This window comes from Paenibacillus sp. p3-SID867 (genome assembly GCF_025142895.1).
GTDB lineage: Bacteria > Bacillota > Bacilli > Paenibacillales > Paenibacillaceae > Paenibacillus_AQ.
In genome coordinates this window covers 113,712-137,702 of sequence record NZ_JAMBDM010000013.1, presented here as the reverse complement: position 1 = coordinate 137,702, position 23,991 = coordinate 113,712, and the positions used below count along the sequence as shown (strand labels likewise).

The window sequence follows — 23,991 nt, the reverse complement described above, 5'->3', positions numbered from 1 at the left end:
TTCTAATGGTTTACAGCACTTCTTCCAGCTTCTGTTTGATTTCGTTATTGTCGAAATAGTTGTTGACGATCACAATTTGGGCCGCATGCCCTTGAAGGCTTTGGGCCAGCTCGTTGCTTGTAATGATATAGTCGGCTGCAGTTCCGGATGCCGTTGATACGTCCGTGTGCTCCACGTCGGCACTTACTCCCATACCGCTCAGGACGTTCTCCACATTCATTCTTAGAATCAAACTCGTTCCTTGTCCAAGACCGCATACGCATAAAATTTTCATTGTTCGTTCCCCCTAATAAGTTGTTGGATTGTCTCAACATCCGTTGCATGCATGAATTGTTCAATACTGCCCGGGCTGCTCAGCAAGGTGGTCAGCTTGCGCAGCATGGCGATATGCTCCGAACTTGAGGAGCCGCCAAGCGCAAATACAAGCTGTACCGGGTCGTTGGCGGCATGGCCGAATACGACCGGTTTCTTCAATTTAATCAGCGAGACGGACGCTTCCTTCACCCCATCCTCCGCACGGGCATGCGGAAGTGCGATATGGGGTGCAAGAACAAAGTACGGACCTCTTTCACGATAAGATTTCACCATGGCGTCGGCATAACGTTCTTCCGCCGCACCCGCTTTCGCCAGCAGTTCTCCCGCTAAGCGGATCGCTTCTTCGGCCGTCTCGGCCACAACATCCAAGGCTATTAGCGACGGTTCCAAAAATTTCATTCTCATCCCTCCCAAATCCGGTATTCTAATCGATGCTAAAGACCGGTGTGTAATTGCTGCAGTATCTCTTCTTTCGTCTTGGCCTCTTTCAGACGGATCAGGCTCTCCTTCTCTCTGAGCAGGATGGTCAGCTCCGACAGCGCTTTGAGGTGGGATTCGCCGTCAATCGCCGCCAGTACCAGAATGATCTGAACTTGATGCCTTGCTTCTTCTGAGAAGGCGACAGGTTCCTCCAGCCGCAGCAGACTGATGCCCAGCCGCCGGACACCATCCTGCGGCTTGCCATGCGCAATCGCGATACCCGGAGCAACGACGATATAAGGGCCGAGCGCCTCCACTTTGGAGATCATCGCATCGATATAGGCTTCATCGATGCGTCCATCCTTCAGCAGGGGCTCGGAGGCATCGCGTATGGCGCTCCGCCAGTCGGCTGCTTTTCTTTTCATTTGGATCATCTGTCCGGTGAGCAGATCCGATAGAGATGGCTTGCGTGCTTCACTCAGCCATGTTTTCCCAACGGACAAGTAATGGTTCAGCTCCTCCGTAAGACCTGCTTCATCCCTAACCGCGGCGTATTTATGGACGATGTCCAGCAGCGCTTGAACCGAGTACGCCGGGGTCTTAGAATTACGGCCGGCAACCATGTTGACCTGGTTCAGCAGGTGCTCCTTATCCTTATCGCTGAGAATCGGATTCACTATGAGAACGGGCACTTTGCTATCCGGCAATGGGACCGTTGAGAAAATAAAATCAACATGGTCTTCATCAAAGGACTCGTAATTCCGCAGCGAGAGTACCGCCGTAATATCCACTGCCGAGAAAAGGTTCTCCAGCTGCGATTTCAGCATTCGCGAAGCGGAAATACCGTTGACGCAGACGATGGCTGCCTGTCGCCGTACGGCCGGCTTCGTGTTCTCTCTGCGCAGCCAGCCGCCGAAATGCATCGCGAGATATCCGATTTCGTTGTCGTCAAGTTGACGTCCAACCAGTTGTTCGAACGGAGCCGCGGATCGGCGGGTCAGCTCGAATACTTCCCTGTACTTAGATAGGATATTTTCGAGCAGCGGATTTTCAAGACCGAGTCCGTATACGATCCGATAATAAGCCGGCTTCAAATGAACAAGCAGATTCTCTTCCATCGTTTTTCTGTTCGGCAGGAAGACGCAGGCGTAACGCTGAAAATCATCCGTCATCTGTCTGGTCACTTGCCGAAGCTGCTTAAGCACCTCTTCGGATCCGGTCATCTGTTCCATCCGGTTAACCCTGGCTCCCAGTAAATGCATCGTAAAGTAGCAAATCTCTTCGTCCGGGATGGAGACGCCAAACATTTTGCCAAGACCTTCGGCAAGCCCTGCGGCAACTTCGTACTCTGGTTTCCTCCGCAGCACGTTTCGTTCATCTTCATCTATCGAGATAAACTGTCCGGTCTGAATCCGCCTTACATACAACAGGAACCGTGCCGTCAAATGAAATAACATCTCATCCGTCAAATCTACGCCCAGCGTTATTTCGCTATCCGAAATCAGGCGATACACCCGCTTCAGGTGACCTGACTTCATAGGGGGAAATAGGACTTGGGCGAGATCCGGACTTTCCGATTCCGGATTCCGGTTAAATATCTGTTCCCAGCCGGCATGACCGAAAATCTGTCCGAAGTATTGGCTTAGGGCCTTCCGCTTGTCACGTTCCTCCCCATGTACGCCATAGCCCCGCTTGCGGTCGTAGGTTACTTTAAGTTTCGAGATCTTCATGTCCGACCGAACCATATTCAAATCCTTGAGTACGGTCCCTCGGCTAACCTGCAAAAGGTCCGTAAAATGATGAACAAAGAGCGGAGCCTCCGCCGATAACAGATAAAGCGACATCCAGGGCATTCTTTCCCGTGGGGACAAATAATACTGCTGTGTTTGAGGCTTCCCGGTCGACTGCGGAAGACCGGACCGGCTTTCATCCGGCAAATAATAGCCGACTGTCCTGACGTATTTGACCGGCGGAAGATGAACCGCTTTCAAGTAGTCGTTTATTTTTTCCATATCATAATAAACGGTTCGTCTGGAGATACCGACCTTCTGCATCAGTTCTTCCAGCGACACATAATCGGCTGCTTCATGAAGCAGCGTCAAAATCCGGGTACTTCTTTCGTCCAGGATACGGCATCAACTCCTTTGCCGTTTAGTGTGGTACCTTTTGCAATTCGATTATACCCACAGGCAATTCATGAAAGACAGTTCAATTCATGGAGACCCTTTTGTGCAAAAATGAACTCAAGTGTTTAAAGTTAAGTAGACCGTCAAAATACATTTCATTAAATAACTCCGCGAACTTTTCAATTATATGCACAAAAAAAAGCACAGGCGAAAAGGGCCCATGCAAGATTTTGTTTGCTTCCCGATTGCTATGTTAAATCAATGCCTCTGCATTCTGAAGTAAGTAACGTGCAGCATCGCTATGGACATGTTTGCCGCTCTGTGCTTGAATTTCGTGAATAAAACTGTTCAGTTCACCCTGGTCGAGCTTTTGTCTCAAGCTGTTCGCGATGCCGTTGTTGTCAATCCAGCCGTCCTTCTCAAACCTTGCGACCAGCGCTTTGAGCGAGTCGGTAGTCGCCGTCGTTTGGAAATCCACACTGCCTCTCCCCATATTTCCTGCTGAATCGTAAACTGTAAGTTCTAATGAATGACTGCCCACTGGCAATGTAAACAGTGGAATCGTTGCGCCTTGTTCCAGAGGCCGACCATCAAGCAACAAAGTTGTCTTCTTAGAATCGACGCCGGACAAATCATCGCTTATATCAAATTGCGGCAATAAGTCCTGATCAATACCGTAGCTTTCTGCTGCCGGATCGCCAAACGTAATAAGAGGGGCCTCTGTATCCAGATTAAATTCAATCATCTTCGCGGGCTCTACGTTACCCGCATCATCCTTTGATCGATAGCTTATTGTATATTTGTCGTCTTCACTGAATGTAACAGGTCCAGTGTACGGCTGCCATGAGCTTCCACCGTCTAAGCTGTATACCGATTCGGTTACTTTCGATAATGAATCCTCCGCGGCCAACGATAGCGTTACAGGCTGGACATACCAACCGTTATCGCCGTCCGGCTTCTCCGGGGATAATGTCGCGATCGTGTTTGGCGGAGCCGTATCCTGCGGCTCGAACAGAAGCACGGGCCGGTAAGCTGTATTCGTATGCTCCTTAGAGCCGTAAATCACCCAGCCGGTCGAGCCATAGTTGGTCGTCTGAGCGAGCTGAACGGCGATTGTACGATCACCAGCCATGGCCGCATTCACTTGTGCCGTTACATCCAAGGTTGCCGGCGTCCCGGCTGCCGGGACCGTCCAGCTTCCGATTAGGCTGCCGGCGGCAGGCTTGTTGTTCCATGTCATGCTGTTTTCGGTCCATGCATGATTGCTAACTTCAAAAGCGACGCCTTTCGTGTTTGCGAGTCCGGCACTTGTCGGAACCAGGCGGATTTGCGCGCTTTTGACTTGATCCGGCAGATGAGTTAAATCAAATTTCAAATAGGAGTACCGGTGATAACCTGCGTTGGGATCGTTTTTGATAACCAATTGATCGGAAGATCCGAAGTTCGTGTTTGCATAAGACCCGCTGCGCACGTAGACATCGTCGGAAGGCAAGATTGCGTATCCAAGCGTTACGAATAATTCATTGGATGCGGCGCTTTCGTTACCGGCGCCATTAAGGGCTTTTATCGTAAAATAATACGTTGCCCCATCGGCTAGCCCTGTGACGGTATACTGGTTATTTCCGCTGACTGCGGAGATATCCACAGTATTCGTATAGTTGCCGGGCGCTGTCCCGTAATAAATTCGGTATCCTGTTGCTCCTGCGCTTGCGGACCACTTCAGCGCAGCGGAACCAGGTCCTGGCAAGACTTCGATCAATTGTGGCGCCACTGGCGGCGTCGTTGACCCTGTGCTCAGCTTAGCCAGGAACGTTTTCCCGATCGCTCCCGCCGTATTGACTTCCAATACCGTCGTCGGTGCAAACTGCTTCACTGTAACCCCCGGGTCGAGCAGCAACGCGCCGGTTGTCGCACGGTGAATTTCGACTTCAATGGTCCCTCCGTTTGCTTGCGTCGGATCTGAAATCCCGATTTGCAGCTCATCTTCGCTCTCAACGATGGTGACGGAAGATTTCTTATTGCTAGTTAAGTAATCAACTCCGTTCACTTGAACGGTTTCAACCGCATCCTTCCAAAAGTTGGCGCCGACCGCCATTGGATCGTTGGTATCCATAACCGCCTGTACGTTTCCCGTGTTTTCCAAAACCGTAAAGCCCGGGTTCGCCGCATAACCGGCCGCCTCAATCGTTGTCGCACCCGGATAAACGGCATAGGCATAGGAAGCTTGCATCGGATCGATACCGTGATTCAGCGCAAGGCTGACGTATTGCGCGGATAGAAGCTTATCGCTTCCATCGGTGTTGATATCCTTCCAGGAGCCGGATCTCGTTTCTCGAAGACCTTGGACCGTCGCCCCTCCAGGGAAAACGTACGCGATATCCGCTCCGGGTATGCTTCCAGACAGATGCGCCCACTGTACGCCTGTCATCGCCTCCGTCCACCCCGTCTCCACAGGCTTGACCGTTCCATCAACCGTCAACGTATTCGAACCGTTCTCATTCAGCTTGCGATTTTCAACGATCGTCTCTACTGATCGACCTCCGGTGCTCGAAATGTCGGATCCGAGCGCTATATATTTGTCGCCGAATAGAAACCATGACTTTTTGCCGGATAACGGAGTACCCGTGTTTTTCGACATCGAAAATTGCATGCCGACCGTACCGTAAGGGCCATCAATCGATGATCCGCCTACCCAATTCGATGTATTGAATTTGAAGCTGAACGAGCCCACGCTCCCCGTAGAGCCGTCCGTAGTCGTTCCCGGTAATCTCACCGGATCGATCGTTGGCCAATAGGCCCCCGAAAACTGCGTCTGGTCCTCATTGTACAAGTAGGCGGCGCCTGCGCCTTGCCACCATGGCTTGGTATTTTCGCCGTTGCCGTATTCAAAAGCCGAAATCCGCGTCGAGAACATACCAAGCGCCAGGCCGAAATCTGGCCTTAAGTGTACGGCGCGATCCATCCCTGCGAATACATGGGTATCGATCATATCGCCTGCGGGTTCAACGGATGGATCGCCAAGCAGTGCTTTGATTTTGCCGATGCTGAAAATGGACAGCCCCTCCGTATAACTCGGGAACGTTGTATCCGACATCATTTGGCCTTTGGCAATTTGGCGAACCGTTGCGGCATCCCGAGCGTTCAGGCCGTCGGCCAGCATGACGAGTGAAGCCAGGATTTTCCGTCCCGCCTGGTGATCCTGTGAACTTTCGCGCGATATCGCACGCCCTCGCACCGTATCCATCATGGCGCCTTTATACAGAAAAGGGCGGTATGCCTCCGTTACCCAACGAATGATATTCGCGATATTCGGGTCCGTCACATCCCAACTTGAACCGCCTAGAAGATACAGCAGCTTCGCCATATCTTCGAGCAGAACGGCACCGTAGCTTCCTGTATACGCGACATAGTCATGCTGGATAAACGAACCGTCCTCGTAAAAGCCGTCCCTGCTCTGTACATACAACAACACCTGGCTGATCGCGTCACGGCCTTGCGCAATCTTGGCATCCGATTTATTCAGCACGCCGCGCAAAGAGACGATTAACGCTTTATCAAGCCGATTCGCACCGGTCTCCCGGAGTGAAGGAGAATTTGTGCGATAGGTTGGATCCGGAACGAATTTGTCCAAAGCCTTCGTGTAGTTTGCTTTTTGCGCTGCAGACATTTGATCATAAATCAAGACCATCGCATCCGTCAGATTCATCGGCACGCCGATTTCCCAATCCCACCAATTTCCTGTCTCGCTCTTCGTTTCGTTATATTTGTTCGCATACATCCAGTCCAGGCCATTTAGGATGTCTGCAGCCAGCTGCTCATCCCCTTTGAGGGAAGACCCCGTTGTGGAATAGGCCAGTGCCATTTCCTTCAGCCTTACATAGTTGGATGAAATCGTGCTGGAGACACTCCAATTCGCCAGATCGCTCCACAGATAAGTTCGTCCGGCGTTTGTGTTCATCGCTGACCAGTGCTTGTTCGCGTTGGTTTCGATTTGGCTGATTTTCGCTGCAATTTCCGGGTCCGACGTATCGATTGCCGTCCCCCCGGTCAAATATACATGCCACCTCCCCCTCAGCAAATCGAACTCGTCTGCAGCGGTTGATGCTTGAACCGGTCCGGTAAACAACAAAATGGGATACAGCATGAAACTGGTGAGAAGAGAAACCACAATGCATTTCCGCCAACGTACATTCATCACAATACCACCTTCCGTCATTCAAATTAGACTGCCAATGGTTAGCACCAGCATCCTTTTGTATGAATTCCGTCTGTTTCATCACCTCCCTCACGGCTTTTACACCATCTGAATGCCCCACTTCAGTCTTTAATAACAACGACAATCCCTGTTTTGTTAAAAAAATCATCTCGCAAAATACGAGATCGAGAAAAAGCCACATTCAAATCCCCAGGTTGCATGGTGCATCACAACAACATTCTCAAAGAACGAGGTAGATTGAATATGGCTCAGTTTGAACGGAAGAAGATTCGCAGCTATTCAGAACTCTTTAGGAATTCTATTTTCAGTTGAAGAGAAATTGCGTGGGATAGGGCAACTTACAGAGCATCCGGCTCATGCAGCGGCATTTCCGCGACAAGCCCGTCGCTTTGGCGGATCCATGTCTCAAACTGTCGCTCATCCACTCTTAATCGAATGACTCTTGCGCCCGTCGGAAATTTGTCTTTGCGCACACCGTCTACATAACTAACGTAACGAGTAGACCTCCCATAACAAAGTCGAATGCCATGCAGTGTCCCGCAGTAATCATTCGAGTGATCATGTCCGACGAACGTGCCCATAACATCGCCCATTTCCACCATGGCGGCGAACAAGCCGGAGTTCAGTTCAGGCGAGCTGATCCATTCGCTGCAGTGGCCCTCGCACACCTTCGTCTTCCACACCTCTTTGTATTCCGGGAGCGGAATATGGAAAAAAGCCAGTGCAGGCAAAGGCTCTCCACCATTTCGCTCGGCTAATTGCCGAGATTCAGATGCATACCATTCGATTTGATCACGGCGTATCCAATCGTATCCGCCCACCGCATCCATCGGTGAGTAATCACCGCTGTCGAGGAAGAACAACGAAGCTGCCGGCCTTCCCTTGGAATCGTCAACCGTCAGCACATAATTTCCGGCTCCGCTTACGTCCGGTGGTTCCGGTTTGGCTGCGCAATATTCATGCAGGAGCTGCTCCTCATGCATCCTTATACGCGGTACGCTCCCTTCCGAGTCATGATTGCCAAACACAGCTGCCCATGCTACGCGGTTTTCCTCAGCGACAGCGACCGCGCTGCGGAACGATTGCAGCGGATCTTTGCTTCTAGCGCTTGCCGTCAAGTCGCCTGCAAACACAACAAGATCCGGCTGCTCAATCGCAATGACTCTCTCCATCGTCGCCTTCGTCATCGAGTCGAGAAGCGGCGTCTCCGGATCAAGGTCCTCAGCGTCAATAAACTCTACATCAGAAAACTGTACAATGACAAACGTTCCATCCTCACGAAACTTCAGCTTTTTCTCCAAGATATACCCGCCCCTTTGTCACATATTCCTTCCAATACCATAACCCGATCAAAACGAATACAGCAGCGCACGCCAAATACATCGATGTCACGCCATACTGCGAGCCGACCACCCAATAAATTAACGTCGGGCCGATCGCCGCCCCTAAATCGGTAGATACGGAATAAGCAGTCATGACTGTAATAACGGAAGTGCTCTTCGCAGCGTCAGAAGCCATGGCGTCCATAATGGTGCCAAGCGCAGTGCTTGTGATCATGACAAAAATAACGATAACAATCCATATACCGAGCGGCAGCTGCCACGGAAGTAACGCATAACCCGCTGCCGCACCCGCAAGCGAGATCATAAATAAAGGCAGCCTTCCTCTCGGTCCATCCGTACGCTGTCCGAACCATCGGGCCAAGAACGGCTCCCAAGCACAGCGAAGCGCTGTCAATACGCCGCCTAACACCGTGCTGCCGATGATCAGACCGAACCACGGGATTCCCTTTGGATAACTCGTATCAATGAGATACGTAAGCGTCGCGCCGAACACGGCGTGCAGCAAGGATATAATTAATCCGCTTATCACGATTTTCTTTACCTGCAGCGACCATACCGTTTTTGTCTTACCTGGAGGTAATTCCAGTTGATGTGTGCCGGATGCTTTCCCCGGACTTATGGATGCCGCGATCAACGGAAGTCCGACCAATGCCATCAAACCAAAGATGATCGAGACGGACTGCAGTCCGAACATGGGTACGAGAAACCCTCCGAACAGCACGCCAACCAGGCTGCCCAGGCGCCACAATCCGTTATACGTTCCCATAAATCGCCCTCGATTGGTATCGTCGGAGTATCGAATGACGGTCAAATATCCGCCCATTCGCATCAAGGACCATGCAATTCCCCACACCGCCCGCAAAGCTATCCAAAGCACGAACCCTTTGAAGACGCCGTATCCTACTGTGGTAAGCGCCGCTAACAAAACAGAGATGAACAGACCGGTTCGAAGCGACATGCGATGATACAGCCAGCCAATGACAGGATTAAGGGGCAGCCTTACTAGTCGGTTTACGGACAACAGCACGCCTACCTGCCAAAGGGCGTCCAGTCCCGCTTCCTTCCAATACACGGGGAGGACAATGTACAGCATCGAGTCGCCGAAGAGGGTTAGCGCCGTTACGATACCGACAATCCTAATCTGGCGCTGTTCTATTGCGTTGTTGCTGTCACTTGTCATAGATCGACGATCAGGCCATCGTAAGCCACCTTAATGCCCGCGGGCTCGAAAGCCCGTTCAAAATCATCATGCAGAAAATCGGAATTGTGTGTAAAATGAGTCACGTATATAAGACCCTCACGCCCAAGCGTACCTTCTTCCCGCCATACTCGCTGAACCTCCAGCACACTCTCAATCCCCATATGGTTTGGATTTCGCTTATTGTTCGTATAGCTATGCGTGCAATCAAGGATCGCCATATCGATCCTTTTGCCTTGAAGCCATTCCCAAGTATCGTCATGCAGCCATCCGGTGTCATTGCCGTAAAATAGCGTTTTGCCCCCTTTTTCTATGTAAAACAGCAAACAAGTTTCCATGGGGTCATGATTCGCAAGCAAAGGGGTGACTCGTGTATCGCCCAATGAAATCGTCTCGAACGGGCGCAATAAATGGAACGCAAACCTGCCTCCTGCGTCCGGACCCAGTGCAGTAACGGTCTGGCTAATGGCAACATCGTTGCCATAGATTTGTAAGGGATGATCGATACCGTGCGCAAATCCTTCAATTCGGTTGTACAGATCCGATGGCTGAAAATGGTCGTAATGCGTATGCGTAAACAACAGGTGCTCAACCGCACCCAAGTCGATCCGATCACGGAGTGCCTGCATATGGGAATCTGCAGAATAATCAACCTTGATCAAATTGTCGATCAAAATAGAGCTTCTTGTTCGAATATTTTTTCCTCCAAGCGACCTCGCCTTGCTGCAGGCATCGCAGCGGCAGAACGGGTTTGGAAATCCTTCGGCTGCGGCTGTACCTAGAAAATGAATCTTCACTGGTTTCTCCTCCTTTTGAAAAGCAATGGTTCATTTCTCGATTCCTTGATTTGATACAAATAATACCACATATACACAATCAATCACATACATTATTTAATTAGGTGCAACTCTTTTTCTGCCGGAATCTGTTGAGTATAAATACTCTAGTTAATCGATAAACTGCCTGGTCGGAAGGACAGTTGAACTGTGTGAGCCATGTCGGAATATTTGAAACATACAAACACACACAAATACAACCCCATAACAAGCACCTTCCAAATAAATAAAAAAAGATTCCTGGTTCGTGGAAACCAAGAATCGTTCATACGGATTTTTATTATTTGTATACGATTTCGATGCCGTTCTTGCGAAATTGTTCAACGATATCCCGGTTGATTTTGGAATCCGTCACAAACCGTTCGACTTCCGCTGTCCCGCATACTTTGATAAATGAATTTTGTCCGAACTTGCTGCTGTCTGCAAGGGCGATGCAGCGCTTCGCGTTCGCGAGCATTATTTTTTTCACTTGAATTTCGCCGACTCCGTAATCTGTAATCCCTGCTTCCAACGTAACCCCGCTCATACTCATAAAGAACAGATCCGCATGGAAGCGTGATGAAAACTCTTCCGCCAAATCTCCGATGATGCTTTGCTCTTCATGACGAATAACGCCCCCGGTCATAATCACCGTATATCCTGGCATCGAAACGAGTTCGTTGACGATCGGAAGCGAGTTCGTAATCACGGTTAATCGATCGAACTTGGCTTTCAGCGCCTTCGCAATCTGGGTGTTTGTCGTACTGGGATCGAGCGCGATGGACATCCCCTCGGTCACATAACGTACCGCGATTTGAGAAAGCTCCGCCTTCTCTTCCATATATATCGATTCGCGGATCGGCAGCGGGATTTCACGGCTATAGTCGGGCTCCTTCAGAATCGCCCCGCCGTGCACCCGCCGCAGATAGCCTTCGCTTTCCAAATATTCCAGGTCACGTCTGATCGTCTCGAACGAAACCCCGAAATGCTCCATGAGCTCCGACGCTCGGATCGATTTGTCCTGATTCAGTTTCTGAATAATGATTTGATGCCGCTGCTCAGCAAACAACTGCTCCACTCCTTACTTGCCTAAACTTCTTAATTAGAAGTTTACCATAAAAAGCATGTAATCCTCCTGTTCAACTGAATTGTGCTATTTCGTTTAAGATCCAGCCCTCACTTATTTTACAAATAGCTTCATCAACTGTATGTAAATCGGATTTATCATGTAGCCAGTCGGGTTAACGGAATATCTGTTACCCGTGTCTAGCTGCCGGATTCGGTCCATTTCTTCCTCGCTTAGGTCAAAATCGAAAATTTCGCTGTTTTCCTTTATCCTTTGCAAATTTGACGATTTGGGGATGATAATAATTCCACGGTTTATATGCCAGCGTAATATGACTTGTGCAACTGACTTTTGATGATTACGGGCAATCTCAACGAGAACCGGATGCTCCAGCAAGGCCTTGTTTCCTTGTCCCAGTGGTCCCCATGCTTCATGCAGTATCCGATCACGAACCATATAATCATGCAAATCGTGTTGTTGAAACTCTGGGTGCGTTTCGATCTGATTGATCATCGGTGATATCCGAGATTGCTTTTTGAGATGCTCCAAATGCTCGATTTCGAAATTTGCTACGCCGATGACTTTAATTCTCCCTTCCATGTACAAATCCTCCATCGCCGCCCATGCCGTCTCATAATGAGGGCCAGCAAAATGAATCAAATACATATCGAGATACGTAACATTCAGTTTCCGACAGGTCTGCTCAAACGCCTTCTTCGTTGCGTGATATCCAAGATCGGTTGTCCATACCTTGGAAGTAATGAACAACTCTTCTCGTGGAAGACCGCTTTTTTGCAATTCTCGTCCCAACGCTTCTTCATTGCCGTATATTTTCGCTGTATCAAAATGACGATATCCCGATTGAATTGCCGCTGCGATGGTTTTTTCAAAGACCGCTCCCTTCTCGATTTTATATACGCCAAAACCAAGCTGAGGAATTTGAACACCGTTTGCTGCCTCGACGGTTCGATACATCTGTGACCGCTCCTTCTGTTCTTACGATTTATTCACATTGCAGCAACGCTCTTTCGATTACATGAATTAGATTTTTCAAAGACAGAAGCTTGCTTTTCGAATCCAGTCTATAGTAATTGATGGTCCCTTCTTTACGAACACTTACAATCTGAGCATCTTTTAAAATCTTCAAATGATGAGAAACGGCTGGACGAGATAGATGAGTATTCAACCTGATCTCTCCCACTCGCATTCCGGGATTTTGCGATCCCTCTATCAAAGTTTTAAGAATGGCTTGTCTTGTTTCATCACCGATGGCGATCAGAACCTTTTGGTTGTTTTTGAACTCCTTAGCGATATCAGCTGCGATTTCCTGATTCACCTAATCCCCCCGTTTGTTTGACCGTTTAGTCTTATTGACCAACCTAGAATAACACACTGGAAGATTCGAAATGCTATCGGTAAAGCAAATGGAGATCCATATTTTCCCTTATTGATTTAGCCGCGAATTTACGCGGCTATGTCAAACATAAACACCGATATATTCACACGTTCTCAACTAGAGCCAATTGAAAATCAATGTCGCATTCCTTAAAGAATCAACATTTGTTCAACTTAGATCGCCGTGCGCCCCTCTTTTTTCCGTGAAAAAGTACAGCAATGCAACTATCGGAAAAAGAACGCCAACCCACATTGCCGCTTTCCAGCCGCCCATGGCGTACGCCCAACCCCCGGCAGCGGAGCCAATGGCTCCACCCGCAAAAAAGATCGCCATATACATGCCGTTCAGCCGACTGCGCACCTCAGCTCCCAAAGCGAAAATCGCTCGCTGTCCCAACACCAAATTGGCGGACACACCCATGTCGAGCAGAATAGCAGCAATTACGAGGATAGCAATAGAAAATATAGAACCTCCAGGAAACATAATCGGCAAAAGTCCCGATAGAATCACCAGCGCGATGGACAATCCCGTTGCCGAACGTATCAGGCCTTTATCTGCAAAGCGGCCAGCAATAGGAGCAGCCGCCGCACCAGAAACCCCTGCCAAAGCGAAAAGTGCTACACCGGTTGAAGAAAAATGAAACACCGGACTCGTTAAAACGAGCGGAACCGTTGTCCAGAACAGACTAAACATGCCGAACAAAAACGCGTGATACAGTGCGCGGCGCCGCAGAATCGGCGTTGTCTTGAGCAGATGCAGCATGGATGAGATGATAACCGGATATTTGTCCTTCGTTTGCGGCTGCCTTGCCGGAAGGACTTTTGCCAATACAAGAGCCAGTACCAAGAGCATAGCGGAGGAAATCATAAAGATGGCATGCCAGCCGAAATATGTATCCACCATACTCGAAACCGGACGGGCCAGCATAATACCCAATAACAGACCGCTCATTACGTTGCCTACATTACGTCCACGCGTCTCCTCAGGGGAAAGATGCGCCGCGTATGGAACTAGGATCTGGGCCGCAACGGCCCCGACACCTATAAACAAGGATGCGGCAAGAAACAGAGCCGCACTTCGGGCTTCAGCGGCGATGATCAAAACAATAGACGTCAGAATCAGCAGCGTAACCACCAGTTTGCGGTTTTCAAGCAAATCCCCCAAAGGGACGATAAATAATAAGCCGATTCCGTAGCCGATTTGGGTCAGCGTGACGATCAACCCTGCAGATTCCGAAGATAACCCTATGGCCGAGCTGATCGATTCAATTAAAGGTTGTGTATAATAAAGATTTGCAGCGATCAACCCACAGGCAACAGCAAGAATCATGGTGATCCATGTGGAAACAGATTTCTCCACTCTTTCCTTTACGTTTTCAGACATTGATAAACACTCCTTTTTTTAATTATTCGATTATAGGAACGATCGTTCCAGAATAGAGACAACTCCCCCCTCCTATGCTCATAAGCAAGGGGAAATCTTTTCAGGAATGATCATTCCTGTTTCCTGAAAAAAAATAGGTTTACAGCATCTCGAAGACCGCGTTCATCATACCGTGGACTTTATTAATATCGCTTTGGATTCTGGCCATTACGTTAATGCTATGGTTGAGATTCAGCAGCAGGTACGATAACATTTTAATATCTTTCTCCGGGGCTATTTCTCCCGTTTCTTGCCCTTTCTTTAACGTCTCATAAAATAGCTGCTCCAATTCCGTAAAGCTTTGGAGAATCGTATTCTGCAAGGGTTCATCCACCGTACCCAAACCAACGGAAGCATTCGTAATCAGACATCCATTGGGGAAAGCTTCCCCGTGCGTGGCAAAAGCGTTCATGATATGCAGGTCGAAATACTGGCGGATCCCCTCGATCGCAGAAGTTGCATGTATCATCTGATCGCGTTTTTTTTGCGACATTTTTTTATAATATTGGATGGCCTCGTAATACAGCGTCTGTTTATCCTGAAACGTTTCGTACATACTGGATCTGCTCAACTCCATGGATTCCAATAAATCCGGTATGCTTGCAGCTTCATATCCTTTTTCCCAAAAAACGATCATGGCTTTGCGCAGTACTTGCTCCCGGTCAAATTCCTTGGTCCGTCCCATCGATACCTCCTCCTTTTCTACATGAGTATATACCAATCGGAACGAACATTCCAGTATTTATTTCAAACAGTAGAGGATGTTCAAAATGATACGGACTGAGATGATCTTCAAAAGGCCCTGGGTTTCCACAATGAAAAAGAGAAAAGTCATCATCCCCATGACCTTTCCCCTCATTCGTTTATTTGAATAGATCTTCGATGGCTCCACGATCGAAGCCGTTTACAATTTTATATTCCTTGCCATACCTTTTGTGATTGCTCGAACCGTTATGGATTCGCACGTGGTCAGGGCTAAAGAAGAATACAGAGAAGGTCGGGCCATTTCGGCCCTGAAACCATACTTCATATTCTTCGCTACCGTAATCCACTCTGCTGGTTTTACGCAGTTTGACCTCGGAAAAGCTGTTCATAATCCGCTCAATCTCCGAAGGATCTGTAATTTGTATCTCTTGTTCGTTCGGACGGAACCGATTTTTCCTGACGCTCATATGGCTGATGGTCTTAGGCTCAATCAACTGATCGAGCACCATCTCCTTAAACGATGTTCTGTTTTGTGACGCCGAATATATCGTTGCGCTGATTAGAATCAGGACACAAATTGCCAGAAAGATATACCATGTACGCTTGTTCAGCCGCCATCTCCTCCCTCGTCTCGAAATAAAGCCTCTACTTTGATTATAACATCAATGAAATCCCAGAATTATCTAATATAAAAACCATATATATCCAGCATATAACCATGCTTGTTCCATCCTATCCTCCCATTTAGGATGACTGGAAATCGTCGATTAACGAAACCCCCTGTATTATCCGCATCCTGCTATCCCTTAAAAAGTCGCGAGTCCAATCGTCTGGTTGACTTAAATCCCAGCTTCGGTGCATGCCGACGACTACGATAATTTCACGCAGCCTCAGGAAAAGCCCCAACTGATCCTTCCAGCCCTCAGGCATTTGACGGCCATCCTCTGTATAGCCTCGCTCAAAATGTTTCATGAAAAGCTCGTACTGCGCCTTTCGCTCAACTTTAGAATCTTCCCCAAATACATACAGCAAGTAATATAGCTGGATCGCAATGTCTTCGACATACCAACTATACTGACATTCGTCGAAGTCGAAAAGCGTTATTCCCCCTGATTCATCAACCATAAAATTTCCTACATTGATATCTCCGTGTATCAAACCGAAATGATCAGTAGTAACACGGAGACTGGACAAATGTCTCTTAAGATCATCAAGCGCAAGAAGAATGGGTAGGTACTCTTCCGGTATATATTTATGAGCCTGTAAGAGGTATTCATTGTTTTCCCAAGTGTGCCTTTTTACCTTTTGGTTGTAACGCTTCGACAGTTCATGGAGACGGCCAGTCACGCGTCCACATTGTTCGTAAAGTAAGGGATTGCCTAGGCATTCCGGGTATCCGATTTTACGACCAGGCGCATATCTGAAAGAGGTCACGTAGAAATCAATATGAGTTCCTCGGATTCGTTCGAAGTCGTTTCCATTCATCGAAGATATGGAATCTGATACTGCCAGACCATTCTCTGATAGATAACGAATCCATTCTATTTCAGCTGCAAGTTCTTCTCCTGTTCGATGAGTGCTCGCTGTGAAACGGAGGATATATTTCATATCATTGCGATCGTAGGAGTATATAAAGTTTTGAAATCCTCCAAGGAAGGTCAGCTCCTTGGAGCTGACTCCGAACCGCGCTGCACCTTCAATGGCATGTTCGTCCAAGAACATTAATTTTATGTTTTGGTCCATACGCCCTCCTGTCATGTGAATCCATATTCTTATGATCATAATAACATCATATATAAATTTGGCTATCCAATTCGGTATGGCTTGCTGGGAAAGCCATGTTTCTTCGAACTCCACGCAATAGCCAACAGACTAAGAAGTACAAGCAGTCGCAGGTGTCGATCTATCAACAGACCCACAATCCAAATCGAGATAAGTGCGAATGCTCCAAATACAAGCAGGACCAGATCAACACGCCCAGCCAGTCTATTTATTTATGGATCGATCATTCCATATATTAGATTCAACTCTTCTCTCTTGTCAAGGACTTCTGGATCGATTAGTATAGAATTAATAAAGGAGGGGCATTTATATGGCACGAACGGGACGTCCACGCGCTTTTAACCGTGACGAGGCAGTTGCTGCCGCCATGCTTCTGTTCTGGGAACACGGCTACGAATCCACTTCGCTAGCTCAGTTGCGTGCTGCAATGGGCGATATTTCTGCAGCGAGTTTCTATGCCGCTTTCGAATCAAAAGAATCCCTGTTCCGAGAAGTGATGGATCAATATATCTCCACTTATGGACAAGTCTCTGAAAGTTTCAGGGATACAAACCTGACATCAAAAGCGGCCATCGAACAAGGACTGCGACGATCGGCTAAAATGCAAACCGAAAGTTCCCACCCTCTCGGCTGTCTGTTGGTGTTGTCCGCCGTGAACTGTTCACCCGAGCAACAACATATCCGAGAGATGCTTGCCAAGGAACGGGCAAGGGTTCACGGTTGGCTAACAGAGTGTATCGAGCGAGCCGCAGCCAATGGAGAGTTGCCGGCATCAACGGATATTCCCATGCTGGTAACCTTATTTGAAACATTTCTGCAAGGAATATCAACGCAAGCCCGGGACGGTATTTCATACGAAGCAATGGATGCTGCCATCACTCAACTGATGAGCGTATGGGATGCCTTATCGACGCAGTCAGGCTAACGAGAACATCATTTAACCATTAATGAACAACAAAACCTGCTAGCCATAGCTAGCAGGTTTTGTTCTAACCATGCTTCATCTGTTGCTGAAAACCCGGTCTTTTCAGTAAGCATCGCATCCGGGACGCGGATTCTCACCCGTATTTTTTCAGCCATCAAGCAGTGTAATCAGTTTTTGCAGGAGAGCAGGCTCTTCGCTTTGGAATTCATCGAACCGAAGCCTCAGCCGATCAAACATTTCGTGGTCTTCGCGAAGTTCATGACGAATGTACTGATCTCTCAGCTTCATCGCCCTTTTGGTGATATCCTTGTAGCCAGCCACCAGCTCTTCGTCATACGGGATGATCCCCTCGTCCACCAAGTATCCGATCCGCTCGCTCATCATTTTTTTATGCTCCCAGAGCACATGAAGGTGTCTTACATCGTTACGGTCACCGAGCCGGGAATCGTTGCCCTCTGCGGCATCATAGTACAGCCGCAAATAGTCGTATACCTTGATTCCGAATGCTTCTTCGTTGTCCGAATTGTAATTGATCCGGTTGAGACGGGTCTCTCCATTTAGATAATCGCGAAGTTGGTCAATCGCGGCCGTTTTATCAAAAGGATATGGAGAATGCGGCTCGTATTTATAAAAGTAAGTATGATGATCGGCCGTGAGCTTCTCCTTTAGAAGATGCCTCATGGACTGAACGGCGTCCTGAAACTCCCGGAACGGGATCTGCAAATTGCGGTATACTCCCGTACGGTCGAACATCGACGCATTGAAGACCCTTTCGTCCCAATCGTAACCATATAGAAAAAGATGATGCGGGAACGGCTCTCTCTGATAGGTGGCCGCAGGCGATAACCTGGATTCATCCAAAAACACAACGCAATAATAGCCGTTTTGGATCTGATCCGCGAAAAATTTCGGCCAAACGTCCAATGCCAAACTCTCCAGAATCGTATAATTGACCGAGCAGGTGAGAAGAAACGGGTTGTTGAAATTCAGTTCGTTGGGCTTGCCCCGAAAAAAATCAAAATAGTACTGCCTGCCGTCCTCCAGAAAGTTTTTTTTGCAGAACAGCTGGATAAAATTGCTGTAAAACCAAGGCTTTGTTTCTTCATGGATGCTGGTGATGGAAAGTGTGTAGGCCCACCGCAAAAATCCTTTAAGCGGCGGATTCACCACCGGTAGCTGAAACGCGTTCATCTGATTCCCCCCTTTCTAACAAGTGATCCGGAATCGTCGTGATAGCAGTCTTCCGACGATTTAACCCGACACATCTACTTCCTTCTCTGATGCGGGATGCAAGCTCAGCTTTTTTCGCCCCACCAAACTGCCCGCTTAACTGCTCGCGCTGCTGTAACCTTTCACGGCTTGTTTCCAGAGCAGCCGTACAGCTGCAAAGAGCAGAAGCGAAGCGGCCAGTGCCAAGCCCGCATGGAGCCAGTTAATCTGCCCAAGCAGAAACATCGGTCCGAAATTGGTAATAAGGAATAGAGGAATAACAAAAGTCCCGATCCGCCGGACCCAGGCCGGGTATATAGCCATAGGGAAATTGTTGGCGTCCCAAACGGAATGCGCGATCTCCGACACAGAGCCCGTCTGGACGAACCAGAATGAAAGCAGCGCCGGGATAATCATCAGGCAGTAAGTGATGACAACGGAGACGAGCAGCAGCAGGGCAAAACCCGCGAGTTGCAGGAACGTCAGCGGAATATCCATCGCATGCCAGCCGATGCCGATCATGACGAACCCAACCAGAATATCCGGGATCGGCAGCGCCAAATCGACGTAACGCAAGGAAGCCATGAACTGAAGGGATACCGGCTTCGTCAGCATCAAATCAAGCGAACCGTCTTTAACATATTCCGGAATTTTCATGAAATTTGTAAAAAACAGGCCGACATAAATTCCGGTCACCACCGTGTGCATGCCTATAAATAGAAGCAGCCCCTCGGGCGGTATGCCATCAACATGAAGATCGGTGCGGAACACGACCAGCACATATAGCAGCTTGGCAAGCAGGTAGACGGATTCGACCAGCAGGCTCATCATAAAATTGCCCCGAAACTCCATTTGGGCGATGAGACAATTTTTGATGAATAAACCGTACAAACGCATGTATTTCCTCGTGATTTTAAACATATGCAGCGTCCGCTACCCCCCTGCTGCCGAATATTTCTTCATGGAAATGCGCCACGTCAGACGGGATAACCAGAAGAACAGCAGAATCCACCCACACTGGATGAGCAGCCCTTGGTACATAGCCGCCGCTTCCGCTTTGCCGCTGAGGATATTGACCGGAAAATAAATCGTATATGGGAATGGCGTGTACTGAAGCGCCTTCACAACCGACTCCCCGAAAATCTCGAGCGGAAACATGCCTCCGCTCAAAATATTGACGAGCAGACTTGTAATGACAAAAAAATAAGAGATCTCATGCAGATAAAAAGCACTCGCGCAGATGCAGTAAGCGATCAGAAAATTGAGCAAAAGCGCCCCCGACAGCGTAACCGCGAACAAGATCAGGCGTATGGCCTGAAGCTCCAGCACGCCACCTGCAGATGCGAACCCAATAATTCCGACGAGCAGCAAAGCCGTAATCCCGTAGTAGATCGCCTTCTGACCGAAAAAAGACACCAGCCGATATCCGAAATAGCTGACCGGTTTGATCAAATACTTGTTAAGACCGCCGTTTTTGATATCGTCGGCAATCTGGTGTTCGAACTGAGTCGCAATCAGCTTGGACACCAATCCCGCCAAGATCGTATACAAAATAATTTGACCGTACGAATACGAGAACAGCGCAGCCTGACCGGAATGCCGGTACACCGCCGTCCAGATGAAATACTGGACAAGAATCGGAAACGCGGCCCCCACTAGACCAAGAAAAAAATGAAAACGGTATTCCATCGAATGCTGGACGCCCATTGAAAACACAGCCTTATACAATTTGCGTCTGTTCATCCGACGGATTCCTTGCGGTAGAGCATCGATATGCTCTCCTCGATCGCCACGTCCTCGATCGTCCAGTCAACGATCGGAAAGGAATCGAGCACGGCACGCGACACTTCCTTCAACCTGTACTTTGGCAGCTCCAAAACAGCGTTGTAGTCGTCTGCGCTGACGATTTTCCCGAATTTGGCCAACCGGTGCTCGGCAACGGGTTCGGAGAACTGCAACCTAATAATTTTCTGCTCGTCAAAAAGATCGTTGATTTTGTGAAGATCACCGTCATACAGAATACTGCCTTCATTAATAATGATCGTCCGCTTGCACAGGTCCTCCACATCCTTCATGTAGTGGCTCGTCAGCAGGATCGACGCACCGAACTGTTCATTGTAGTATTTCAGAAACTCCCTGACCTTCTTCTGCGAAGGGAAATCGAGGCCGATCGTCGGCTCATCAAGATAAAGCAGCTTAGGCTGATGGATCAGTGCGGCGATGAGCTCCATTTTCATCCGCTCCCCCAGGGACAGCCGGCGCACCTGCACATCCAGAAGGTCCTGCACATCGAGCATTTCCGATAGCTCGGCAAGACTCCGACGGTAGAGATCATCGTCCACGTCATAAATACATTTGTTCAAATAAATCGACTCGCTGGCGGGAAGGTCCCACCAAAGCTGGTTTTTCTGGCCCATCACAATGGAGAACAGCCGCTTGAACTCGTTCTTTCGCTCCCACGGCACATAGCCGAGTACATCGGCCTCGCCACTCGTGGGATATAGAATGCCCGATAACATTTTGAGCGTTGTGGTCTTGCCCGCCCCATTGGGCCCGAGAAATCCGACACACTCGCCGGGACCGATATCGAAGGAAACGGATTTAACCGCTTCCTTCACCAGTGACTTGCGGGCAAACAAATTTTTTAATGAATGTTTGAGCCCGGCTTGTTTCCGGTAATACACAAACGATTTGTGCAGCTCCCGCACACGGATAAAATCCATCTCCGCTCCTCCCAAACGTTTGCCTGATTTGCCTGATTGAACGGCATAAAGTTTAAACGCTTAAACTCCATTGTTATAAAGCAGTACGCATTTTGAGCAAATCGGCATCAGACCGCATGCCAGAACCTCACGCTGTTTCCGAAGATCTTCGCCATGGAAAATATCCGCCACGCTATCTTCATACAGATTGCCGACACTGAATTCCGGGAAAAACTTGCACGGATTCACTTTGCCGTCCGGCATTACGTCCATCCGGTTCGAGATCGAGAAGCACTTCGTCCGGTTCATGGCAGGCTTCTCGCTTCCCCGGATAAACCCTTCCACCTCTTCAGGCTCCAGTGCCGGTTGATAGCGTATCCGTACATTCCATACACGCGAATTGACACGTTTCAGCTCTTCAATCAGCGTGTCGAAATGGTCCGGCGAGATGTGGAACGTGAAGGAGTGCCAGCTGTTCTTATGGTCGTCCGCGAAGCGGGAGGCAAGGTGCGGGAAATGAGCATCGAAGTAGGCGTCCATTTTCTCCGCCGTCCCGGAAGGGATGTACCAAGGGAAGCAGAAATATACCGAATCTACGCCCATCTCTTCGAAGAATTCCATAAAGCTGTATAGCTGGCCGACCATCTGGTCATTTACCGTCAGAGCTACGGACACTTTGCCTTTGTACAGTCCCTGCTTTTGCAAATCCAGAAGCAGCTCTATGGCGTGGATCACTTTCTTGAACGTGCCTTTGCCCCTGATCGCGTCATTCTCTTTCTCGAAGCCTTCCAGGCTGATCAGCATGACCAGATTTTCTGACATTTTCAAGATGGAATCCAGCTTCTTCTCAATGAGGATCGCGTTCGTACAAATCGTTGTGTAACGGTCTTCTTTGGCCAGCAGCTCCGCCAGTTCATCAAACTTGGAGTAAAACAGCGGCTCTCCGCCCCACAGGAATACGCGCGATTTGCGTTCTCTCGTTTCGGCCAACAGCTTCTCCACGACAGGAATCTCGATTTCGTCGTTCTTTACTTCTTTGGCAAAGCCGTGATGGAAGCCTTCCGGATTCCATTCGAAGCAGTGCTTGCAGCGCAGGTTGCAGCCGTTATTAAGCTTGATCCCGATCTCATAAGGCACGGGGGCCGCATATGTCGGATCCTCCTTGAGCTTCCTTCCCGTTTCCGCGAGCGGCACCAGGGTTCTTTTCATATTACGGAATGTCAGTTTATCAAACGTAACTGCTGTTTTCGGCTGCATAGATGTTCCTCCCATAATGGTTGATTTTGGATCGCTGCTCCAGCAAACATCTGCAAATCTCCTGCAGTTTAGGTATTGAAAAACCCCGGGCTTTCCACTCCGCAAAACGGATACCGAAACCACGGGATTCCCAATAGGCTGAATTGTGAAGCTCATGGTCGCCGAACGGTTCCAGCATAACAAAAGGGATTCCGAATGCCAGCGAGTCGTTCAAGGTCGCTCCCCCCGGTTTGCTGATGATTGCCGCGCAATTACGCATCAGGTCCGTGTAAGCGGAGTAACTCCCGAGCGGAAACTCCCGGAGAACACCGTCTTCACGGACATAACGGACCATCGGCGGAAACGTGTGACACCCCTGCGCATCCTTGCTCCACGGATCCCAAGAGGCCTCCGTTCCGAAGAAGCGTGTAACCCCGTCGTCCTCCTGTACCTCAGAGGGATCATATACGATCACATCAAGGCTGTGACCGAGCTTTTGAAGTTCTGAGATCGTCCCGGCATAGGTCCCGATCCCCCAGCCACCGCCATGGATCAGAACGCGTCCGGTACGCTGCGCATAAGGCAGAGGTTCTTCTTCGTCCGAAGCAAGGTAGCTGCCCGGCGACAGCTTTGAAGGATCGTAGAACCAGACGTTGTCATAGCCTAGGTATAATGGCTTGTGCACCTTATAAGACGGTGTATCAATCGCATCCAACCGAATCAGTCGAATATCCAGCGGGATGCCCGCAGCTTCCTTATAACGCTCCAGAATCGGCAGCCAGAAACCGGTAAAGACTGCAAAGCGGGAGATACCGGCCTGTCTCCAGTCTTCCAGCATCCTCCGAACCGTCTCCTCGTCCAGAGAAGAGTCAACGGGCTTGGCCAGCTTATGCCCCATACGGGCAACGGAGAAATCAGCATGGAATGCTTTTTGGGTGGACCAAATCTTGTGCCGGACTTCTTCGTGATACAAGTTTTCCAGAACTTGAACGTCTGTTCCGACACCTCGACTTTGCAGGTACATGTGCAGATGCATAGCCGGAATGTATGCGCCGAGAGAATTCCCGGACGCCAGCAAGGTAACCGAAGATGAATTCATGGGCAGCCTCCAAGTT

At 49.1% G+C, this 23,991-nt stretch carries 21 protein-coding genes; 1 reads left to right on the top strand and 20 read right to left on the bottom strand.

Going from position 1 to position 23,991, the window contains the following annotated elements:
* Positions 1-10: 10 nt before the first annotated feature.
* From M4D81_RS24465 to M4D81_RS24400, 14 genes are all read right to left on the bottom strand, one after another.
* Positions 11-274 carry a PTS sugar transporter subunit IIB gene (locus M4D81_RS24465; RefSeq protein WP_260068349.1) on the bottom strand — a complete coding sequence of 88 codons (264 nt, stop codon included), beginning with the start codon at positions 272-274 and terminating at the stop codon, positions 11-13.
* On the bottom strand, positions 271-714 hold the full coding sequence (locus M4D81_RS24460) for a PTS sugar transporter subunit IIA (RefSeq protein ID WP_260068348.1): 444 nt from the start codon (positions 712-714) through the stop codon (positions 271-273). The genes M4D81_RS24465 and M4D81_RS24460 overlap by 4 nt, the downstream gene beginning before the upstream one ends.
* A 35-nt stretch (positions 715-749) precedes the next feature.
* Entirely contained in the window at positions 750-2,861 is a 2,112-nt protein-coding gene (locus tag M4D81_RS24455; protein ID WP_260068389.1) for a BglG family transcription antiterminator, read from the bottom strand.
* A 253-nt stretch (positions 2,862-3,114) separates the two neighbouring features.
* On the bottom strand, positions 3,115-7,056 hold the full coding sequence (locus tag M4D81_RS24450) for a polysaccharide lyase family 8 super-sandwich domain-containing protein (protein ID WP_260068347.1): 3,942 nt from the start codon (positions 7,054-7,056) through the stop codon (positions 3,115-3,117).
* A 359-nt stretch (positions 7,057-7,415) separates the two neighbouring features.
* The gene (locus tag M4D81_RS24445) at positions 7,416-8,378 is read right to left on the bottom strand and encodes a metallophosphoesterase family protein (protein ID WP_260068346.1); all 963 of its coding nucleotides are present in this window, start codon (positions 8,376-8,378) and stop codon (positions 7,416-7,418) included.
* Positions 8,353-9,600 carry an MFS transporter gene (locus M4D81_RS24440; protein ID WP_260068345.1) on the bottom strand — a complete coding sequence of 416 codons (1,248 nt, stop codon included), beginning with the start codon at positions 9,598-9,600 and terminating at the stop codon, positions 8,353-8,355. The genes M4D81_RS24445 and M4D81_RS24440 overlap by 26 nt, the downstream gene beginning before the upstream one ends.
* Positions 9,597-10,415, bottom strand: coding sequence for an MBL fold metallo-hydrolase (locus M4D81_RS24435; RefSeq protein WP_260068344.1), 819 nt, complete (start codon positions 10,413-10,415; stop codon positions 9,597-9,599). Before M4D81_RS24435 ends, M4D81_RS24440 begins: the two co-directional genes overlap by 4 nt.
* A 319-nt stretch (positions 10,416-10,734) precedes the next feature.
* Positions 10,735-11,511: a DeoR/GlpR family DNA-binding transcription regulator gene (locus M4D81_RS24430; protein WP_311200699.1), complete on the bottom strand. Its 777-nt coding sequence runs from the start codon at positions 11,509-11,511 to the stop codon at positions 10,735-10,737.
* Between the two features lie 102 nt (positions 11,512-11,613).
* Positions 11,614-12,474: an aldo/keto reductase gene (locus M4D81_RS24425; protein ID WP_260068342.1), complete on the bottom strand. Its 861-nt coding sequence runs from the start codon at positions 12,472-12,474 to the stop codon at positions 11,614-11,616.
* Between the two features lie 28 nt (positions 12,475-12,502).
* Entirely contained in the window at positions 12,503-12,835 is a 333-nt protein-coding gene (locus tag M4D81_RS24420) for an ArsR/SmtB family transcription factor (protein ID WP_260068341.1), read from the bottom strand.
* 228 nt (positions 12,836-13,063) lie between these two features.
* Positions 13,064-14,278, bottom strand: a complete 1,215-nt coding sequence (locus M4D81_RS24415; protein ID WP_260068340.1) for an MFS transporter — start codon at positions 14,276-14,278, stop codon at positions 13,064-13,066.
* Positions 14,279-14,417: 139 nt separating this feature from the next.
* On the bottom strand, positions 14,418-15,002 hold the full coding sequence (locus M4D81_RS24410) for a TetR/AcrR family transcriptional regulator (protein ID WP_260068339.1): 585 nt from the start codon (positions 15,000-15,002) through the stop codon (positions 14,418-14,420).
* 178 nt (positions 15,003-15,180) lie between these two features.
* Complete coding sequence (locus M4D81_RS24405) at positions 15,181-15,516, bottom strand: hypothetical protein (RefSeq protein ID WP_260068338.1); 336 nt, start codon at positions 15,514-15,516, stop codon at positions 15,181-15,183.
* 250 nt (positions 15,517-15,766) lie between these two features.
* Positions 15,767-16,765, bottom strand: a complete 999-nt coding sequence (locus M4D81_RS24400) for a phosphotransferase enzyme family protein (protein ID WP_260068337.1) — start codon at positions 16,763-16,765, stop codon at positions 15,767-15,769.
* A 349-nt stretch (positions 16,766-17,114) separates the two neighbouring features.
* On the opposite strand from M4D81_RS24400, the gene M4D81_RS24395 reads away from it, so the two are divergent.
* Positions 17,115-17,729, top strand: a complete 615-nt coding sequence (locus M4D81_RS24395; protein ID WP_260068336.1) for a TetR/AcrR family transcriptional regulator — start codon at positions 17,115-17,117, stop codon at positions 17,727-17,729.
* 147 nt (positions 17,730-17,876) lie between these two features.
* On the opposite strand, the gene M4D81_RS24390 is transcribed toward M4D81_RS24395, so the two are convergent.
* The 6 genes from M4D81_RS24390 to M4D81_RS24365 form a co-directional block, all read right to left on the bottom strand.
* Positions 17,877-18,920, bottom strand: a complete 1,044-nt coding sequence (locus M4D81_RS24390) for a hypothetical protein (protein WP_260068335.1) — start codon at positions 18,918-18,920, stop codon at positions 17,877-17,879.
* Between the two features lie 135 nt (positions 18,921-19,055).
* A complete protein-coding gene (locus M4D81_RS24385) occupies positions 19,056-19,835 on the bottom strand; it encodes an ABC transporter permease (protein WP_260068334.1) in 780 nt (259 codons plus the stop codon).
* Between the two features lie 36 nt (positions 19,836-19,871).
* Positions 19,872-20,681, bottom strand: a complete 810-nt coding sequence (locus M4D81_RS24380; RefSeq protein WP_260068333.1) for an ABC transporter permease — start codon at positions 20,679-20,681, stop codon at positions 19,872-19,874.
* The gene (locus tag M4D81_RS24375) at positions 20,678-21,661 is read right to left on the bottom strand and encodes an ABC transporter ATP-binding protein (protein ID WP_260068332.1); all 984 of its coding nucleotides are present in this window, start codon (positions 21,659-21,661) and stop codon (positions 20,678-20,680) included. The genes M4D81_RS24380 and M4D81_RS24375 overlap by 4 nt, the downstream gene beginning before the upstream one ends.
* A 60-nt stretch (positions 21,662-21,721) precedes the next feature.
* Positions 21,722-22,897, bottom strand: a complete 1,176-nt coding sequence (locus M4D81_RS24370; protein ID WP_260068331.1) for a radical SAM protein — start codon at positions 22,895-22,897, stop codon at positions 21,722-21,724.
* Positions 22,869-23,975, bottom strand: coding sequence for a glycosyltransferase family protein (locus M4D81_RS24365; protein WP_260068330.1), 1,107 nt, complete (start codon positions 23,973-23,975; stop codon positions 22,869-22,871). The genes M4D81_RS24370 and M4D81_RS24365 overlap by 29 nt, the downstream gene beginning before the upstream one ends.
* Between the last annotated feature and the right edge of the window lie 16 nt (positions 23,976-23,991).

Coding starts and splice junctions, on each gene's coding strand:
- M4D81_RS24375 (WP_260068332.1), bottom strand. CDS start 21,661: ATGGATTTTATCCGTGTGCGGGAGCTGCACAAATCGTTTGTGTATTAC.
- M4D81_RS24380 (WP_260068333.1), bottom strand. CDS start 20,681: ATGAACAGACGCAAATTGTATAAGGCTGTGTTTTCAATGGGCGTCCAG.
- M4D81_RS24440 (WP_260068345.1), bottom strand. CDS start 9,600: ATGACAAGTGACAGCAACAACGCAATAGAACAGCGCCAGATTAGGATT.
- M4D81_RS24465 (WP_260068349.1), bottom strand. CDS start 274: ATGAAAATTTTATGCGTATGCGGTCTTGGACAAGGAACGAGTTTGATT.
- M4D81_RS24400 (WP_260068337.1), bottom strand. CDS start 16,765: ATGGACCAAAACATAAAATTAATGTTCTTGGACGAACATGCCATTGAA.
- M4D81_RS24460 (WP_260068348.1), bottom strand. CDS start 714: ATGAAATTTTTGGAACCGTCGCTAATAGCCTTGGATGTTGTGGCCGAG.
- M4D81_RS24385 (WP_260068334.1), bottom strand. CDS start 19,835: ATGCGTTTGTACGGTTTATTCATCAAAAATTGTCTCATCGCCCAAATG.
- M4D81_RS24410 (WP_260068339.1), bottom strand. CDS start 15,002: ATGGGACGGACCAAGGAATTTGACCGGGAGCAAGTACTGCGCAAAGCC.
- M4D81_RS24365 (WP_260068330.1), bottom strand. CDS start 23,975: ATGAATTCATCTTCGGTTACCTTGCTGGCGTCCGGGAATTCTCTCGGC.
- M4D81_RS24390 (WP_260068335.1), bottom strand. CDS start 18,920: ATGAACGCGTTTCAGCTACCGGTGGTGAATCCGCCGCTTAAAGGATTT.
- M4D81_RS24425 (WP_260068342.1), bottom strand. CDS start 12,474: ATGTATCGAACCGTCGAGGCAGCAAACGGTGTTCAAATTCCTCAGCTT.
- M4D81_RS24395 (WP_260068336.1), top strand. CDS start 17,115: ATGGCACGAACGGGACGTCCACGCGCTTTTAACCGTGACGAGGCAGTT.
- M4D81_RS24450 (WP_260068347.1), bottom strand. CDS start 7,056: ATGAATGTACGTTGGCGGAAATGCATTGTGGTTTCTCTTCTCACCAGT.
- M4D81_RS24415 (WP_260068340.1), bottom strand. CDS start 14,278: ATGTCTGAAAACGTAAAGGAAAGAGTGGAGAAATCTGTTTCCACATGG.
- M4D81_RS24370 (WP_260068331.1), bottom strand. CDS start 22,897: ATGCAGCCGAAAACAGCAGTTACGTTTGATAAACTGACATTCCGTAAT.